Raw genomic sequence first — 16,676 nt, forward strand, 5'->3', positions numbered from 1 at the left:
GATGTACGATAAAGTAAAGAATCGTTTACCGTATCCTGTGATAGATAAATTAAAAGCAGTACGTAATTATGGACGTAGTGTGTATTCGTTCAGAAAGGACAAACAACGTTTTTTAAAAAATTTCTCGCGAAAAAACACCGTTGAAGAAGAACAGCTGAAAGCTCGCTTGTTATTTTACAGTCACTCTGTAGAGAAGGGCTTATCCAGAGAGAATCTGCGTTATGGTTTCGGCAAAACTGTAATCCCAGAATTATATGATTTGGTCAAGATCTATCATGCTCAAGAATATAATCCTTACAACGTCGTGTATTTGAACGCATTGTCCGTCTTGAACCAGTATATCAATCTTCATCAAGAGAGAGGATACGATATCGAGAATTTGATAGACACGGAAGAATTCACTGCTATGTATTTAAGTTATGATTTCAAAATCGGTGGAATGAATGAGATCAAATGTGAATCTATCAATGAAAAAAAGAACAAGAATTTCAAGGAGCTAGCTCTTGGCAGAAGTAGCGTCCGAGACTATCAGAATTCAGTTGTAGACTTGAAAAAAATCAATGAAGCGATTGAAATCGCTACGAAGTCTCCGTCTGTCTGCAATCGGCAAAGCACACGAGTACGAGTGATCCACAATAAGTCTGTCATCAAGCAGGCATTACGTATTCAAGGTGGTTTCAACGGATATAGCTGCCCGCCATGTTTACTGCTGATCACCACCGATACTAGATATTTTATTGATGTAACTGAGCGGAATCAAATATATGTAGATGGTGGTCTGTTTGCGATGTCTCTTTTGTATGCACTGGAGTATGAAGGTCTTGCTGCATGTGCTTTGAATACGATGTTTGATCCGAAGAAAGAAGCGGCTACAAGACAATTGCTAGCGGTCAGTGAGGCGGAGAATTTCATTATGTATATGACAGTGGGCAATTTTGAAAAGGAATATAAAGTACCTAAATCGCACAGATTAAGTGTAGATGAAATAACGACTTATATATAAGGAATAAAGGATAGGAGGTAAGGACATGAAACGTATTTGTGTATTATCGGTCTTTGGCACGAGACCTGAGGCAATCAAAATGGCTCCATTGATTAAAGAATTGGAAAAAGACAAGCGTTTTGAATCTAAAGTAGCAGTGACTGCACAGCATCGGGAAATGCTTGATCAAGTTCTTGATGTATTTAAGATAACGCCAGATTATGACTTGGATCTTATGAAGAAAAACCAGACACTTCTGGAATTGACTTGTAAGATTTTAGAAGGACTGACACCGATCCTGAAAAAAGAAAAACCGGATATCGTGCTTGTACATGGAGATACGGTCACGACGTTTGCCAGCGCAGTCGCAGCCTTTTACGAGAAAATCAAGGTTGGACATGTAGAAGCCGGTCTTCGGACGAGAAACAAATGGTCTCCTTTTCCAGAAGAAATGAATCGACAGCTAACTGATGTGATCAGTGACCTTTATTTTGCTCCTACGATTGAAAGTAAAAGAAATCTTATAGAAGAACATCATTCGCCAGAAGCTGTTTTTGTCACAGGGAATACAGCGATTGATGCGATGGCTTACACCATTGACAAGAACTATCAGCATGAAGCGTTATCTGAAAAGAATGAAAAACTGATCTTAGTAACGATGCATCGTCGGGAAAACTTGGGTGAACCGATGCAGCAAGTATTTCGAGGGATTGCTCGAGTTGCGGTGAATTATCCCGAAGTGCAGATCGTGTTCCCTATGCATTGTAATCCCAATGTACGAAAAGAAGCACAATTAATTTTAGGGGAAATAAATAATGTTCGCTTGATCGAACCCTTGGAAGTCGATGATTTTCATAATTTTGCGGCCAAAAGTTTTCTTATTCTAACCGATTCCGGAGGCGTGCAGGAAGAAGCACCTTCTTTAGGTGTACCAGTATTGGTTTTACGGGATACGACTGAACGGCCAGAAGGTGTAGCCGCAGGAACACTGAAGCTGATTGGGACCAAAGAGGAGACTGTTTTTCAAGAAGTCGTGCGATTACTCGAAGACGAAGAAGTGTATCAATCAATGGCACGAGCCTCCAATCCATATGGTGACGGAAAGGCGAGTGTACGTATCTTAGATGCCATCTCGGAGTACTTTGAGAGAAGAAATAACTAGAAGATTTTTGAAGTGGATCTTGATAACTTTAGATATAAATAAAAGACGAAGGTTTTTCTCCTGAAGAGATAACCATCCGTCTCTATGAAATAAGATAACTTTTGGAAGAGATCCATCTTATACATAGTATTATATCTGTTTTTTTTATACTCTTTTTCTTTATTTTTAAAACTTTATTTTTGAAAAGATAAAAACAAATAAACGAAGATCAGCTGAGAAAATCATCGTATTAGCGATAATTTTGCTTTTTACAGAAAAAATAAAAAAAACAAAAAAGAATTCATTCTTTCTACTTTTTATAATTATTTTATAAATACAGTTGATATAGGAGAAAAATTTATGGAATTAAAAGTAGGAATGAACATAGCTGCAACGGCGGTGACAGGAGAATTCGTAAAAGGAGAAGTCACAGATATCTTGACTCATGTCGTCATTCTAGAAGCTGGTGTGGCTCACTACGTAGTAAAAATAGCGGATCTGATTAACGAAGGATATGTACTAGAATTCTCTTGCTGACCTTGCTAATAAAAAAATAGACCTCCAGAGGACAAAAATAAATAGGATCTATTTTTCCTCTGGAGACCATTTTTTAACCAAGATTCATAATACAAGATGCAATGTGTTTGATGTCATCGGACAACGAACTTAATGAGATGGGAAAAAGATTCTCACTTGCCATACTTTCTTCATCAAGTAGTGTGCGTTCGCAAATAATCAGATGCTCTGCTTTCGTAATGTACTGTGGAACATCATGTAGGGAATAATAGAGTGTACTATCAAGAATGACATCGCTCAAAGACAATTTTTTTTCCAGACATTTTCGAAATGTAATATGAGAAGTTTCGCTTTCTGCTACGATGACGACGCCAATCTTACTTTTGCTCCCATTGGTCAAGATGAATGAAGTCAATTGACAAAAAGCCTGTAAGTGGAAATAAGGGATGTATTTAATCGGTGTCTCCATCTCCTGGTTCCATTTTTTTAATATCAGTTTTACTCGGTTCAATAGCTCCATTTGTTCATCACTTAAAAAAGTGTGTTTCGTGACAAGAAAGTTCCCGATATTCAGTGCGCAAGTATAAAGTAAATTGAACAAAGGAACTTCAAATAAAATATCCCCGTATAGGCTTACCCCGAACTCTTTCTCAAACAACTCGATCAATAAATCGATTTCTTTGAATTCTGTGATCAGTCGACTTCTTACGTACTGGTAATCAATATCGATCATAAAATAATTAGGCGGATTGTATGGAAGTGTCCGATAAATGATCGCTAAGTAAGCAATCTCTTCATCGGTTAATTCTTTTTCTGACTCGTTTGTCGTGAATATATCTTGGAACATATTAAAAATAATTCCTTTTTCCATTATTTCCATGGTATCTGCCGGGATAATAATAGGGTGACTTTGACGTCGACACAAAGATAAATAAATCGATAATTTGAAGAAAGTATATTGTGTTTTATTTAGTCGATTGGATAAGATGTTCAATATTTTATCAGCATATTCTTCTGCTAAGGTCATGATTTCCCAATCAACCGTTGAATTCAAGTGATCACATCTCATCCAAATGGATAAAATAAGAAATCGATATTGTAGTTCGTATGTTTCCTCAGGAGTATCAGACAAAGGCAGAAGAGCTTCAGAGAAATATTTCTCCACGTCTTTTTTTATTTTAAATGCTTTTGTCACAGATAAGAATTCTTCGTCTACAAGGGTAAGATAATCGTATTCACCAATAATGTATCTAGAACAAACTTTCAGAAAGTTGGAATCTTGATAGATTTTTTTGATTAAATCATAACGTCTTACAGATGGATTGAAAAAAATCAAGATATGGCTGCTTGTCATTTTATAAAAGTTGATTTTATCTTCTAAGAGAACGGATAGTTTTTGAAAATCTGATTTGATCGTATTAAAAGTAACACCTAGTCTGTCTGCAGCTTCACCTACATTGATTCTTTTCAGCTCAAAGGCAAATTCAATCAGCTTTACCTTTCTGATGATGTCTTTTTCAATATAATCTTCAATCACATGGAAACCTCCTTGATTTTTAGTTTACTACTTGAAAGTACGCTATTTTATCAGGAGATTTTTTTTTATCTATCGAGCTGTTTATAGAAATAATAAATAATCCATTATATAAGCTGTTCCAAGAGATATACAAGCAACTACGCAGCTGAAAAAACGAATAGACATTCATCATTTTTGTTTGTTTTTGGTTATTTTAATATAAAGTGGATTTTTATAAAAAACAAAGAAAAAAATAGTTTTTAGCACTATATAAAATGAATGATGTAATAAAAATCAAAAAAAAGGAGAAATAGAAAATGAAAAGAATGAAAAATGTATTGTGCATAGTCGCCTCTGTTTTCTGTCTGATGCTACCTACAGTTGTCCAAGCGGATGTACAAGGGGCAATCACTGATTCTGAAAACAATATAATGAGCGAACTTCAAGAAGGCGTAACTATCAGTGGAAAAACGTTCCATTTCGACGCTTCAGATATCACCCAAGCAGAAAACTATTTGAAGGCGCATAAAGTATCCGATGAAACGGCAGCAGAAGTAGCAGATTACGTCAAAGAAGCGCGTCAGCTGATCGTGGACAATGCACAAAATGTAGATGTTCAGTCTGTTTATTCACTAAAAGATTTGATCAAATCTTTACCACGACCAGTGATCGACCAGTTGAAAGATATCGTATTGAAAATCGGTCAGCTACTGAACTTAGTCATTACATTCTATAGAGACGGCGTATCAGTTGTCGATCCTTCAGGTGCAACTGTCTATGCGACAGGTGATGCGATCAAACAAACTGGTGGGGACTATACTATGAGCTTTGTCGCTATCGGAGCACTTTTGACGCTTTCGATTTTGGCTTATTTTGCAGCAGGCCGGCGTGAGTATCGTGTCTAAAAAACAGATCATTAAACGATTCGCAGTAGGGTTTCTGGTCTCGCTCAGTTTTTTAGTTTTGAACTACGGACTGATTTTTCTTGTTGCAAAACCTGTTATTCAGTTTGTTTCTTCATCGGTTCAACTATTGCTACTGACAGATGCGCCGGATTTCGATGAGATACCGAAAAAAATGACCATCCAAAAGAATGTTTCTACTCATCAAGGCGAGATCAATTCAAGCCAAATCCAATTTCCAAAATATGGAGAGAATTATGGAGAAATCACGATATCTGGGATCAACTTGAAAATTCCGCTTTATTTCGGAGACTCAGAAGCGATTCTGAGAGAAGGCGCAGGTCAATACATGGGTTCGGTCTTTCCAGGAGAAAGTGGGACAACATTAGTAGGCGGGCATAATACCGGTGAATTTGCAAAGCTGAACAATATCCAACAGCAAGAACAAATCGATATACAGACTAGTTACGGAAATTACACATATTCTGTCATGCAAAAGAAAATAGCGAATAAAGCAGATCCGCTGATCGCAAAAGAATTAAGACAACGTGAAAGCAGCAAATTGATCCTTTATACCTGCTATCCGATCGATAGTATCGGGTTAACGAACCAGCGATTATTTGTCACCGCAGATCTGGTTTCCGGACCTAAAATCAATGAAAATAACTAGAAAAAGGATTTTGGCAATGATGAAAAGTTTCACAAAACGAATCGCGCGCTTGTTTTTAGCTTATATGTGCTCATTTTTACTCTTTACCTTGCTGTTATTTATTTGTATACGGGTTACTTTGATACGTCCTGCTTTTATGCAGCAGCAGATCGACGATTCCCATTATGTAATGAATATTCATAAAGAAATCAGTGAGAAAATCCAAGATCTAGGACGGGGAAGCAACATACCGCCTGAGGTAGTGAAGGATATCGTCCCAGAGCCGTTTATCGAAAAAAACATGTATCGCTATGTTGACACATTGTATAACGGGACTGCTTTCACTCTGCAAGACGCAGATAAATTGAAGCAGACGATGGTTGGAAAATTGAAACACTACGCAGAAAACCAAAAGATCCATACAGGGGAAAAAACGAATGAAGGGATCAAGCAGTTCGTCGACTCTTCTTTACAAGTAGTGAAGCAAGGTATTGAGATTCCTTATTTAGCTGGCTTTATTCAAAGAGTCAGTCAGTACAAAGCGACTTTGGATGCGTTTATTGCGGGAGCTGCCGTCATTTTTTGCGTATTGATCGGCATGTTGGCATTAGTTTTGCGTGCAAAAAAGGAAAGTCTCTTTTTTGCCAGCTTTATTTTGGCAGGAACAGGACTTTCAATGATCGTTTTCCCTCTTCTGATTTATTTTAGTGGGATGATTGACCGGATCGGCATCATGACGCGGAGCCTCTATGAATTTGTTAAAACGTATTTGACAGCAGTCGATTTGTTCTTGGTCAAAACAGGAATAGCAGTAATTGCTTTATCCGTGTGCATATTGCTTGTATATGGGGGATTAAGTTACAGACGGGAACTTGCTAAAACTAAGAATCTTTGATTTTAGTAGGATGGAACGTGATGAAAACAGACTGTTCTCTAGCTGATTATCTATCAGAAAAGGTGGTTAGTTTATGGAATTAAAAATAAAAGAAAATGCTTCTTTTAGTCGAGGGTATGGTATAACTATTAAACGAAAGAAACTCTATGAATGCATCAAAAGACTGCTTGATATCATTCTGAGTATAATTGGGCTGGTTCTTGCTTCTCCATTACTATCCTTGATTGCATTCAAGATATATTTGGAAGAGCCGGGAGCTCCAATCTTTTTTACTCAAGAACGTGTAGGCAAGGACAAATGTACATTTAAAATGTATAAATTCCGATCCATGTGTACGGATGCGGAAGAAAAGCTCGATGGCTTATTAGCCAAAAATGAAGTAGAAGGCGCAATGTTCAAAATCAAAGATGATCCACGTATCACAAAAATCGGTAAATTTATCCGAAAAACAAGTTTAGATGAACTTCCTCAATTATGGAATGTTTTAAAAGGGGAAATGAGTTTAGTAGGTCCAAGACCCCCTTTGCCACGAGAAGTCAGCCAGTATTCCTATTATGACGAACAACGCTTACTAATAAAGCCCGGCTGTACAGGGATGTGGCAAGTCAATGGACGAAGCGAAGTAAATTTCAATGAAATGGTCGAATTGGATCTCAAGTACATCCAGCAACGGAATCTGATACTTGATGGTAAGATCATCATGAAAACGATTTGGGTGATGCTTCATCCGCAGGGGGCGTGCTGAGTACATTTCTAAATAGAAAAAAGAGCCGGAGGAGACTCTGGTTTTTTTGTGTCTATGAAATATCTCGCGTTTTTGTAGGAATAAAAAGAGATAGAATTAAAAGTCTCAATATAAGCGATGCACTTTTTATTTTTTAAAACAACTAAAAAAATAAAATTTTTAAAAGAAAAAAGAGTAGAGAAATGTGGTTTAGAATAGACCCATAAGTAAAGGATTCTATCAATCTTTTATTTTTAGTTATTACAATAGGAGGCTTGATTCATATGAGTAAAATTTATGAAGCAGTTACGATCAATACAGGCGGAAGAAAAGGAAAAATCTTTTCACAAAAGAAAGAATTTTTATATGATGTAGCAGCTCCAGGCACAGGAGTACATGGGGCAACGAATCCTGAAGAGCTGTTTGCAGCAGCTTACAGCGCATGTTTCAATGGCGCATTGGAATTAGTGATGTCCAGAAAAAATCTCACAAATGCAAGTTCAGTCAAGGCACGCGTTTCTTTGATGAATCATGGAGAGGCAGATTTTTCGATTGAAGTTGTTATCGAAGTATTTATCGAAGGCATGTCAAAAGAAGAAGCCAAGCGTTTAGTGGAAGAAGCAGATCAGGTTTGTCCGTATTCTAAAGCATTAAGAGGCAATACGAAAGTGACACTAGAAATCAGCGAGAACGCATTTTAACAATCTCTTTGAATACGTAACATGTAATATCGACGACGAATAATCCGCTTTGACAATAGATGACAGTTAGCTTAAGGATACTAGAAGTGTATGGGGACGCTTCTAGTATTTTTTTATTAAAAAAACGGTTGTAAAAAAACTCTTTACAACCGCTGTCTTCATTTTTTATTTATCAGCAGTAAACTGATAAGAACCTTTTGCTGAGAACTTCTCACCTTTTTCCATCCGAAAAGGTGTATTCTCCGAAGAAGCGATCGGATTAAAATACACTTTTCCGTAATTACGATAAAACCAGACACTTTTTGTCTGATTATGTTGATAATTTCCGATGCCAAAGGAGGTGTCTATGGAAACAGACAACTGGTTTGTTCCATCTGTTAACACGAATTGGGAAGTCGTAGAGTCTTTTCTGGAACTGCCGAAAATATCTTTTGTGAAATTTTTTATTTCTTCCGGATAAAGTGGATCACCCATCACCAGTATGCCATTATTATAACTGTTAGTTGCTGCTTGCAGAAAGTAATAGTCTTTCAAAGTAAGATCTTCTAAGGCCGTGGCTTCTACTTCTACACCAATTCTCCCTCCGGTGACTGTATATGTTATTTTTTCACGTAAAATCGGCCGACCGGTCCCATCTCTTTTTTTCGTGTTGGTCCCTTGTACTAGGTTGGTCGTGACAAGTTTGACTTCTTTGGCTGAGAAAGAACCGTATCCTTCCATTTTTTTCCCATCTGCGAATATTTCTGCTTGTTCACATGTCGATGTAGGTGTATCAATGGTCTCGCTATAGGTGTGCCATCCGCCTGTATACCCGTCCGAGTATGGATCATCCCCATTGATATTGTGAAGCGCACGTAGCTGATGATAGGGAGAAACGTAGTCTGTATAGACATTGTTCAACATTTTTTTGGGGCCATCAAATTGATTGGATAAGCTATCTACAGTTTTAGGGATCAAATAAGCATCAGAAATCTGCCAAGTATTGTTTTTAGAAACTCTTTTGATTGTCAGCATTAAATCACTTGAATGATCATAAGAACTGATGATTTCTATCTTATTGCTCGTTTTTCGTACATCCATCTGTGTGTTTACTGTTTCTTGGACAACAGGTACTCTTTGTTCATCTAATGGCTGGAAATTTTTGTCATATATGATCACAGAAACATCGTCCGTGGTTTTTAAATCTGGAAGATAATAGGTGAAAGGATGCGTGATAGAATCTGTTGCTTGATATTGTGCGAACACTGTGCCAGTAAAAAAGAATACTGTACTTGCAAAAGTGAAAATTGGTGTACCTATTCGCAGCGTTGAACGATAGATGCTCTTTTTTTTCATACTAAACTCCTTATTGGTTTTATGAAATCCCATGGTCATGGATAAGTTATTTTAAATGATTTTTACTGGGACTCTTTTTTTATTTTTGACTAAAAATCGCTAAAGTTTAAATTTCTGATGAATGTGAATGATAGCAAGAAAGAACAAGGAGATTTTATTTTATTTCATCAACTAACTATTTTTGAAAAAAAACAAAAAATATTTTTGCGTACGTTTATGTAAAATAGTCTTTGTAGAGATACCTCATGCTGTTTATCTCTTACATTCTCTCGAGGGAGCTGTGACAAAAGACTTGTCATAAGCTCCTTTTTTTCGAATAAATAGGTTCTCCTGCCAACTCCTCGGGCACAAGTCACCATATTCATCGAACATGAGAAGCTGTTTTTTTGGAATTGTTCCTTGTGCCTCAGAGTGAAACGGCAGGCTTACAACCTCTGGTTCACGGTGTTCAAGAGACAGCCTATCGGCAATAAGGCACGATTTTGTAAAAATATGGGGAGCTATTTTTCAAAATCGCTTCTTATTGCTCAAGGCTGAACGTCTCTTTCACGACCTCTGATTCACGGTGTTCCAGAAGTAACTTCTTCGAGAACAAGTCGAAATTCCACAAAAATCTGAAAAGCAATTTTCGTAAATTTCTTCTTATTTCTTGAAGCTGCCCACTTCTGCCACAACCTTATTTTTATAACTAAAAGGAGATGAAAGACATGAAAGCTTTGATTTGGAGTTCAATGATATTAGTAAGTTTTTTTATGGGAATGGTTGTCATGTTTGTATTCGGCTTGCCAAAAGAGACTTACGGAGGAGGATCGGCTTTGACTACAAATGACCAGTCAGCTACGATGACAAGTTCAGCTGAATCAGTGGAGTCTATAGGTAGCAGCTATGATATCAAGCTCAGCCTTCGTGAAGCAATCGATATGTATCAGAAATGCTATCCTGAGACTACGATCACTTCAATCGATTTAGAGCGAGCATTTGGCCGATACTACTATGAGATCAACGGTAGGGATTTGAAGAAAGAATATGGTGTAAGGATCCAGACGAAAACAAAGCAACTGAAAAAACTGCGTACGGAACGCCTAGATGTAGAAGAACAAAATGAAGCAAAACGATCAGAAGAATCTCTTGATCTATCTCATTTAAAAGAATTGCAAGAAATCACGCAGATCGCTCAGCGACAAGCAAGTAATGGAAAAGCTGTCGAATGGCATCTAGACAAGGAAATGGATCAGACATATTGGGATGTGACCGTGGAACACAATGGAAAGAACACCGAAGTGAAAGTGGATGCCCAAACAGGGAAAGTCTTAGGCACGGAATTAGAAGATTGAAACTTGACGGATGGATATGTCAAAAAGAGGCAGTCAGCGCACAAGCTGACTGCCTCTTTTGAGTCGTTTAGATTTCTTTCGGCAATTGTTCATAAAAGGCTGCTTTTGTCGCAGTGATATACGGATTCAACCATAGATAGCCGATTCCTAATGTTGCTACAGCCAAAATGTGCCAGCCGATAAAGGAAAGGTCTAACCAGAACAGTTTTCCTTTGTAGCCATCCATCAATTTCCGACTTGCTGTGATCGTATCTAGAACTTTCGGTGTTTGACCAGTTTCTTGAACGATATCATAGTAAATGAAATAGCTTTGAGAATAAGAATAGCTCTTGATGATCCCAGGGATAACTAATAGCAATGCCCACAACGAGGTAAAGATGAAGATCATCACAGCTAGTCCGATGACACCGCCGAGATACACGCCTTTAAATCCGCGGAACGCATCTTTGAAAGGTTCGATCCGATCTTTTTGTCCGCGCAATACATCGAGATATGTCCAGGAAATACCACTCATGAACAAGGCGCTGATGATGCTGGAAATGATCCCACCACCGCTGCTGCCGCCAGTTCCGCCGCTTCCTGAAGCCATTGCATCTTGCATGCTTGTGCCGCCATCATAAAAACTAGCGAGTAGCAAAACGATAGGCAAAACGATAATAAGAATAATAGCAATTGCAATCAGAGAGGGAATCAAGTTCAGAAGGATTGCCTGTCCCCAGCGTCCTTTCAGACTCGCTTTTGCCTGTTGTTTCAATTCTGCAGAAGTTTGCATCTTTTTCACTCCTTTCTTTTATATTTCTCAGTATACCAAAGAAGGTGTCATTTGGCTTTCCTAACGATTTATATGTTATTGAAAGTTTTTTCAAAAAAAGAGGATTAAATAAATTCCGAGAATAGGATACACGCTTGCAAAATATAGCTAGAACGATTATGATGAGGGGAGTTGTCAACGCTATTTTACAGAAGAAAGTAGGGAATTGAATGACGCAACCTGCCATTCGTTATCGATTAATAAAAAAAGAAAAACATACTGGTGCGCGTTTAGGAGAATTGATTACGCCGCACGGTACTTTTCCGACGCCGATGTTCATGCCGGTAGGGACACTCGCTACTGTTAAGACCATGTCTCCGGAAGAACTGAAAGAAATGGGCGCCGGAGTTATTTTAAGCAATACGTATCATTTATGGTTACGCCCGGGCGAAGATTTGGTGGAAGAAGCTGGCGGTTTACACAAGTTCATGAATTGGGATCAGCCAATTCTAACTGATTCTGGCGGCTTCCAAGTGTTCTCATTGAGTGATATGCGCAATATCGAAGAAGAAGGCGTGCATTTCAAGAACCATCTGAATGGCTCACGCATGTTTTTATCTCCTGAAAAAGCAATCAATATCCAAAATAAATTAGGTTCAGATATCATGATGAGTTTTGATGAATGTCCACCATTCGATGAGAGCTATGATTATGTGAAAAAATCCGTTGAACGCACCTCACGCTGGGCAGAACGCGGATTGAACGCACATGCGAACCCTGATCGTCAAGGACTGTTCGGGATCATCCAAGGTGCCGGATTTGAAGATCTTCGCCGACAAAGTGCGAAAGACTTGGTTGGGATGGATTTCCCTGGCTATTCTATTGGTGGTCTATCTGTTGGAGAACCTAAATCAGAAATGAACCGAGTGCTTGAATTCACAACACCTTTGATCCCTGAGAACAAACCACGTTATTTGATGGGAGTAGGTGCTGCAGATTCATTGATCGACGGCGTGATTCGTGGTGTCGATATGTTTGACTGCGTATTGCCTACACGTATTGCTCGGAATGGGACATGTATGACCTCACAAGGACGTTTAGTGGTCAAAAATGCGAAGTATGCCCATGATTTCCGGCCGATCGATGAGAAATGCGACTGCTATACATGTAAAAATTATACGCGTGCGTATATCCGCCACTTGATCAAATGCGACGAAACATTTGGTATTCGCTTGACTTCATATCATAACTTGTATTTCTTGTTGAATCTGATGAAACAAGTACGTCAAGCGATCATGGACGACAACTTGCTTGAATTCAGAGAAGCGTTTTTTGAAGAATATGGATTCAACAAAGAAAACGCAAAAAGCTTTTAAGTTTGTGAATATGATTTTTTTGCTAAATTTATGTAAAAAACTAGTGTCAGAAGCACTTTTCTGCTAAAGTTGTGTGTGTAGATACATGTGAGTGAGGTGAAAAAAATGGGATCATTACCAATGCTTGTGATGTTTATCGCGCTGTTAGCGATGTGGTATTTTATGTCACGTTCACAAAAGAAACAGCAGCAAGAACGTCAAAGCCTGCTTGACAGCATGAAACCAGGCGACGCAGTTGTAACTATCGGCGGTCTGCATGGCGTTGTTTCAGAGATCGACAATGACAAACGTACAGTTGTTTTGGATTGTGAAGGGATTTTCTTGGAATATGACCGTGCAGCGATCAAAACAGTCACACCAGGAACAACAGTCGCAAATGATACAGCAGTAACGACAGTAGAAGAACCTGAGCAGACAAAAGAAGCAGAAACAACAGAAGTCAGCGAAGTTTCAGAAACAATCGATGAAACAAAAGAAAAATAAGAGGTTGTGACAGGAGTGGTTAGCTTCAAGAAATAAGAAGGAATTTACGAAAATTGCTTCTCAAATTTTTGTGGAATTTCGGCTTATTTTTCGAAGAAGCTACTTCTGGAACACCGTGAATCAGAGGTCGTGAAAAAGCTGCTCTGTATCAAGCAGTAAGAACAATCAGATAAAAATAGCTACTCATATTTTTCATCTGATTGGGCTTAGTGCCGTAGATGCAAGCTTTTGAACACCGTTTATTCGGAAGAAGGGACTGTGATAAGACTTTTGTCACAGCCCTTAGACAGCTATCCTTTGACAGCAGCTTGAATGTTCGTTTGGACATTTAGGTTTGCAGTCAGGGGATTTTTTTGTGCTGTAAAAAGCGAGAAGCATAGCAGAGAACAAAGTGTGCTGACGCTGGAGACTATTTTCAACTGAAAGTTTGTTCATATTTGAATAAATAGAATATTTTTGTTCTGGATAATAAATATTAAATTACAATCATGAATAAAAGCTTTGTTTACAAGGTTTATCTGCGGTAAAAATAACTGTGAAAAAAATCACAAAAAAGTATTTACACGGAAAAGAAAATGTTGTATGATTTATATGTGAATTAATTAACAAATAACCATGACCCATTAGGAGGAAAACAATGGCTAAAGTATTGGAGAAAGCAAAACCACAAACGATCGACGTACAAGAAATGATCGATGGACTAGCAGCTAAAGCAAATACAGCATTGAAAGAAATGGAAAGCTTCGATCAGGAAAAAGTCGACCATATCGTACACGAGATGGCAATGGCAGCCTTGGATCAGCACATGCCTCTAGCAAAATTGGCAGTGGAAGAAACTGGACGCGGGATCTATGAAGATAAAGCAATCAAGAATATGTATGCTTCCGAATACATTTGGAACAATATCAAACATGACAAAACAGTTGGTGTGATCAACGAAGATGTGCAAAAAGGCTTGATTGAAATCGCTGAACCAGTAGGAGTCGTTTGTGGTGTGACGCCAACAACGAATCCAACTTCTACAACGATCTTCAAATCGATGATCGCTTTGAAAACAAGAAATCCAATCGTCTTTGCTTTCCATCCGAGTGCGCAAAAATCTTCAGCAAAAGCGGCTCAAGTGGTCCGCGATGCGGCGATTGCTGCGGGCGCACCTGAAAATTGCATTCAATGGATCGAACACCCATCGATCGAAGCGACTTCGATGCTGATGAATCATCCAGGGATTGCGATCGTTTTGGCAACAGGTGGCGCAGGCATGGTCAAATCAGCGTATTCAACTGGAAAACCGGCATTAGGTGTAGGACCAGGTAATGTTCCTGCTTATATCGAAAAAACAGCAAAAATCAAACGCGCCGTGAATGATCTGATCGTTTCAAAAACGTTCGATAACGGAATGATCTGTGCTTCTGAACAAGCAGTGATCGTAGATAAAGAGATCTATGCAGCAGTAAAAGCAGAATTCCAAGCGCATCAGGTTTACTTTGTAAAACCAGAAGAATTATCTAAGCTTGAAGATGCTGTGATGAACGAAGGCAAATATGCAGTGAATCCGGCAATCGTTGGGCATTCAGCAATGGATATCGCGAAACTGGCAGGGATCAGCGTTCCGGAAGGTACTAAAATGCTTGTGGCTGAACTAGAAGGTGTCGGTGCAGACTACCCGCTTTCACGTGAGAAACTTTCACCTGTTCTGGCGATGGTGAAAGCGAACAGTACAGAACACGCATTTGAATTATGCGAAGGAATGCTGAATCTTGGAGGACTGGGACATACAGCAGTGATCCATTCTGAGAATGAAGACCTTCATGTGAAATTTGGCTTGCGCATGAAAGCCTGCCGTATTTTAGTCAATACACCATCAGCAGAAGGCGGTATCGGTAATATCTACAATGAAATGATCCCTTCATTGACATTGGGCTGCGGCTCTTATGGAAAGAACTCTGTTTCCCGCAATGTCTCTGCTGTGAACTTGATCAACGTCAAAACTGTAGCGAAACGGAGAAATAACATGCAATGGTTCAAATTACCGCCAAAAATCTTCTTTGAAAAGAATTCTTTGCTTTACTTGGAAAAAATGGAGAACGTAGAACGCGTCATGATCGTTTGTGATCCTGGTATGGTCCAGTTCGGCTACTGCGACACAGTACGAGAAGTCTTGGCACGCCGAAAAAATGACGTGAAGATCGAAGTCTTCTCTGATGTGGAACCAAATCCGTCAACGAACACTGTTTATGCTGGAACAAAAATGATGGCAGACTTCAAGCCGGATACAGTTATCGCTTTAGGTGGAGGTTCTGCAATGGACGCGGCTAAAGGCATGTGGATGTTCTATGAACACCCAGATACTTCATTCTTTGGCGCAAAACAAAAATTCTTAGATATCCGTAAACGTACGTATAAGATCGATAAACCGGAAAAAACACAATTCGTATGTATTCCGACAACCTCTGGTACAGGTTCAGAAGTAACACCGTTCGCCGTAATCACGGACAGCGATACTCACGTGAAATATCCATTGGCAGATTACGCGCTGACACCAGATGTTGCGATTGTCGATCCTCAATTCGTGATGTCAGTACCTGCTTCTGTCACAGCAGATACAGGGATGGACGTATTGACTCATGCGATCGAATCTTATGTTTCTGTCATGGCTTCAGATTACACACGTGGATTGAGCCTGCAAGCAATCAAGTTAGTCTTTGATTACTTGGAAAAATCAGTGAAAACACCTGATATGGAGTCTCGTGAAAAAATGCATAATGCTTCTACCATGGCGGGTATGGCATTTGCGAATGCTTTCTTAGGCATCTGCCACTCGATCGCACATAAGATCGGTGGAGAATATGGGATTCCGCATGGTCGTACGAATGCGATCCTTTTACCGCATATCATCCGTTACAATGCGAAGGACCCGCAAAAACATGCGATGTTCCCTAAATATGACTACTTCCGTGCAGATACGGATTATGCAGATATCGCTAAATTCTTAGGATTAAAAGGCGAAACAACGGCTGAATTAGTAGAATCTTTGGCAACTGCGGTCTATGAGTTAGGAAAATCAGTCGGAATCGACATGAATTTGAAAGCACAAGGTGTAACACAAGAAACATTGGACACTACCGTGGATCGTATGGCTGAATTAGCTTATGAAGATCAGTGTACGACTGCAAATCCAAAAGAACCATTGATCAGTGAATTGAAACAGATCATCATTGACGCTTATAAAGGCTGATCAGCGGATAAGGATCCGCCTGAAACACCGTTTATTCGAAAAAAAAGGAGCTTTGACAAGTCTTTTGTCAAAGCTTCTTTTTGTGTGTGGCGCAACCGTTGATAATAAAGGTGTTATTTAATATTTAGGTCAATTT

15 protein-coding genes are annotated in these 16,676 nt (G+C 38.9%); 12 read left to right on the forward strand and 3 right to left on the reverse strand.

What is annotated here, in order from left to right:
* Position 1 precedes the first annotated feature (1 nt).
* From G7Y42_RS04045 to G7Y42_RS04055, 3 genes are all read left to right on the forward strand, one after another.
* Entirely contained in the window at positions 2–1,003 is a 1,002-nt protein-coding gene (locus G7Y42_RS04045) for a nitroreductase family protein (protein ID WP_165004291.1), read from the forward strand.
* Positions 1,004–1,028: 25 nt separating this feature from the next.
* Entirely contained in the window at positions 1,029–2,144 is a 1,116-nt protein-coding gene (wecB, locus tag G7Y42_RS04050) for a UDP-N-acetylglucosamine 2-epimerase (non-hydrolyzing) (RefSeq protein ID WP_165004294.1), read from the forward strand.
* Positions 2,145–2,483: 339 nt separating this feature from the next.
* Positions 2,484–2,660, forward strand: a complete 177-nt coding sequence (locus tag G7Y42_RS04055) for a hypothetical protein (protein ID WP_165004297.1) — start codon at positions 2,484–2,486, stop codon at positions 2,658–2,660.
* A gap of 73 nt (positions 2,661–2,733) precedes the next feature.
* Here G7Y42_RS04055 and G7Y42_RS04060 read toward each other — a convergent pair whose 3' ends face one another.
* The gene (locus tag G7Y42_RS04060; protein WP_165004300.1) at positions 2,734–4,176 is read right to left on the reverse strand and encodes a helix-turn-helix domain-containing protein; all 1,443 of its coding nucleotides are present in this window, start codon (positions 4,174–4,176) and stop codon (positions 2,734–2,736) included.
* A 296-nt stretch (positions 4,177–4,472) separates the two neighbouring features.
* Here G7Y42_RS04060 and G7Y42_RS04065 point away from each other — a divergent pair, with 296 nt between their 5' ends.
* The 5 genes from G7Y42_RS04065 to G7Y42_RS04085 all read left to right on the forward strand — a co-directional run bounded on the left by G7Y42_RS04065 (position 4,473) and on the right by G7Y42_RS04085 (position 8,026).
* Entirely contained in the window at positions 4,473–5,060 is a 588-nt protein-coding gene (locus G7Y42_RS04065; RefSeq protein ID WP_165004302.1) for a cell wall protein, read from the forward strand.
* A complete protein-coding gene (locus G7Y42_RS04070; protein WP_241161904.1) occupies positions 5,053–5,727 on the forward strand; it encodes a class D sortase in 675 nt (224 codons plus the stop codon). Before G7Y42_RS04065 ends, G7Y42_RS04070 begins: the two co-directional genes overlap by 8 nt.
* Before the next feature lie 16 nt (positions 5,728–5,743).
* A complete protein-coding gene (locus tag G7Y42_RS04075; protein ID WP_165004305.1) occupies positions 5,744–6,601 on the forward strand; it encodes a hypothetical protein in 858 nt (285 codons plus the stop codon).
* A 73-nt stretch (positions 6,602–6,674) separates the two neighbouring features.
* Entirely contained in the window at positions 6,675–7,346 is a 672-nt protein-coding gene (locus G7Y42_RS04080) for a sugar transferase (RefSeq protein ID WP_165004308.1), read from the forward strand.
* 263 nt (positions 7,347–7,609) lie between these two features.
* Complete coding sequence (locus G7Y42_RS04085; protein WP_165004311.1) at positions 7,610–8,026, forward strand: Ohr family peroxiredoxin; 417 nt, start codon at positions 7,610–7,612, stop codon at positions 8,024–8,026.
* 165 nt (positions 8,027–8,191) lie between these two features.
* On the opposite strand, the gene G7Y42_RS04090 is transcribed toward G7Y42_RS04085, so the two are convergent.
* Complete coding sequence (locus G7Y42_RS04090; protein WP_165004314.1) at positions 8,192–9,361, reverse strand: hypothetical protein; 1,170 nt, start codon at positions 9,359–9,361, stop codon at positions 8,192–8,194.
* Between the two features lie 707 nt (positions 9,362–10,068).
* On the opposite strand from G7Y42_RS04090, the gene G7Y42_RS04095 reads away from it, so the two are divergent.
* Positions 10,069–10,695: a PepSY domain-containing protein gene (locus G7Y42_RS04095; RefSeq protein WP_165004317.1), complete on the forward strand. Its 627-nt coding sequence runs from the start codon at positions 10,069–10,071 to the stop codon at positions 10,693–10,695.
* 67 nt (positions 10,696–10,762) lie between these two features.
* Here the strand turns inward: G7Y42_RS04095 and G7Y42_RS04100 are convergent, their stop codons facing one another.
* Complete coding sequence (locus G7Y42_RS04100) at positions 10,763–11,467, reverse strand: DUF975 family protein (RefSeq protein WP_165004320.1); 705 nt, start codon at positions 11,465–11,467, stop codon at positions 10,763–10,765.
* A gap of 209 nt (positions 11,468–11,676) precedes the next feature.
* On the opposite strand from G7Y42_RS04100, the gene tgt reads away from it, so the two are divergent.
* From tgt to adhE, 3 genes are all read left to right on the forward strand, one after another.
* Positions 11,677–12,822 (forward strand): tRNA guanosine(34) transglycosylase Tgt, encoded by a 1,146-nt coding sequence (gene tgt / locus G7Y42_RS04105; protein ID WP_165004323.1) that lies wholly within the window; start codon positions 11,677–11,679, stop codon positions 12,820–12,822.
* Positions 12,823–12,927: 105 nt separating this feature from the next.
* A complete protein-coding gene (yajC, locus tag G7Y42_RS04110; protein WP_165004326.1) occupies positions 12,928–13,305 on the forward strand; it encodes a preprotein translocase subunit YajC in 378 nt (125 codons plus the stop codon).
* 637 nt (positions 13,306–13,942) lie between these two features.
* A complete protein-coding gene (adhE, locus tag G7Y42_RS04115; protein ID WP_165004329.1) occupies positions 13,943–16,540 on the forward strand; it encodes a bifunctional acetaldehyde-CoA/alcohol dehydrogenase in 2,598 nt (865 codons plus the stop codon).
* Positions 16,541–16,676: the final 136 nt, after the last annotated feature.

Origin of the sequence: Enterococcus sp. ZJ1622 (assembly GCF_011038845.1) — a bacterium.
GTDB lineage: Bacteria > Bacillota > Bacilli > Lactobacillales > Enterococcaceae > Enterococcus_B.